Source organism: Roseateles sp. P5_B10 (assembly GCF_056400485.1).
Window position 1 is genome coordinate 1 of sequence record NZ_JBFULE010001012.1, and the last position, 1664, is coordinate 1664.

The following is a 1664-nucleotide window of genomic DNA, read 5'->3' on the forward strand; positions in this document are numbered from 1 at the left end:
GCCCGACGTCGAGCCCGGCGAGGATGCCAAGCGCTACGACCGCTTCCGCGACCGCATCATGTTTCCCATCCGCAACGTGCAAGGCGAGGTCATCGGCTTCGGCGGCCGTGTGCTGGACAAGGGCGAGCCCAAATACCTGAACTCGCCCGAGACGCCCGTCTTCATCAAGGGCCGCGAACTCTACGGCCTCTACGAAGGCCGCCAGGCAATGCGCCAGCGCGGCCATGCCCTGGTCGTGGAAGGCTATATGGATGTCGTCGCCCTCGCTCAATACGGCATCGGCAATGCCGTTGCAACGCTGGGCACGGCTTGCACGGCCGAGCATGTGCACAAGCTCTTCCGGCATACGGACATGGTCGTTTTCAGCTTTGACGGCGACGCCGCTGGCCGCCGCGCTGCCGGCCGGGCGCTTGAAGCCGCCCTGCCCCACGCGACCGAAACCCACGCCGTCAAATTCCTGTTCCTGCCCACCGAGCACGACCCGGACTCCTATGTCCGCGAGCTGGGCGCGGAGGCTTTCGAACGCTGCATCGAGGGTGCCGTACCGCTGTCGCGCCAGCTCATCACGGTCGCCGCCGAGGGCTGCGACCTCGGCACACCCGAAGGCCGCGCCCGCATGTTGAACCAGGCCAAGCCCCTCTGGGCCCTGCTGCCGGAAGGCCTGTTGCGCCGCCAACTGCTCGGCGAACTCGCCCGCCAGGGGCAGCTGCCCGAGGCCGAGCTGCAAGCGCTGTGGCTGGGCGCGCCCGCACCTGCCGCGGGTGCCACCAAGGAGACGGCGACACCCGCCGAAAAGCCGCGTTGGCAGCCCAAAGGCGAATGGAAGCCGAAGGGGGAATGGAAAGRCAAAGGCGACTGGAAGTCGCGCCGCGATGCCGAGCCTCGCCCCGCCGGTCCGCGGGTTACGCCGGCGACCGCCGCCGACCACGCCACCCGACTCTTGCTGCAGCACAGCGAGCTCTGGGACAGCCTGCCCGACGAGGACCGCGTCCTGCTACACGACCTGCCCGGCGGCCATGGCGAACTCGTCCATTGGCTGGAACGCCACCTGACCCACCACGGCTCCAGTCCCTGGGCCGTCGTCCAGGCTGGCCTGGCGGCGGAGGGCCATGCGGAGGCCGTGCATCGGCTGGTGCGCAGCGTGCAGGAACTGGGCATCGAGGAGTCCGACCCGGCTGGCGACCTCGCCAGCGCGATCACCGCGCTGCGGTCCCGAGCCCCTGCCGCGTTGCCCGGCGGCAGCGGCGCCACCGACGAGGAACGGCGCCTGGCGCTGGAGGCGTTGGCCCGGTTGCGCGAGCGCCATGGCGTGCAAAGCTAGGGTTTACCTGTCACAGTTTTGCAATTCGGCCGCAAATGGCTGATAATCTTGCGTTTTCCGCGCGCGTCAACAAGAGTGACGGCAGAGAGATGCCGGCCCCGGCCACCCAGCGACACTGGGTAACCCATCAGGGTTTTAATGGCCAAAACATCCGCCAGCTCTGCATACCAAACGATCACGCCAGCTTGTTCGCGCCACGCCAGGGTCCCTCGATCACTCGCTGATTGATACCTTGACGACGAAAGCCACCGCCCCCTGCCCCGCCGGCTTGACGCCGAGCCCGGGTTGGCCGCGGTGGCTGCCGCATTTCTGAATTGACCGCGCAAATACGAAGGACCTGCAT

General features: G+C 67.8%; 1 protein-coding gene. It reads left to right on the top strand.

The features are described 5' to 3' along the window. The coding region (locus AC1DU6_RS30275; protein WP_477861760.1) for a DNA primase at positions 1–1321 on the top strand (1321 nt) is incomplete at its 5' end. Positions 1322–1664: the final 343 nt, after the last annotated feature.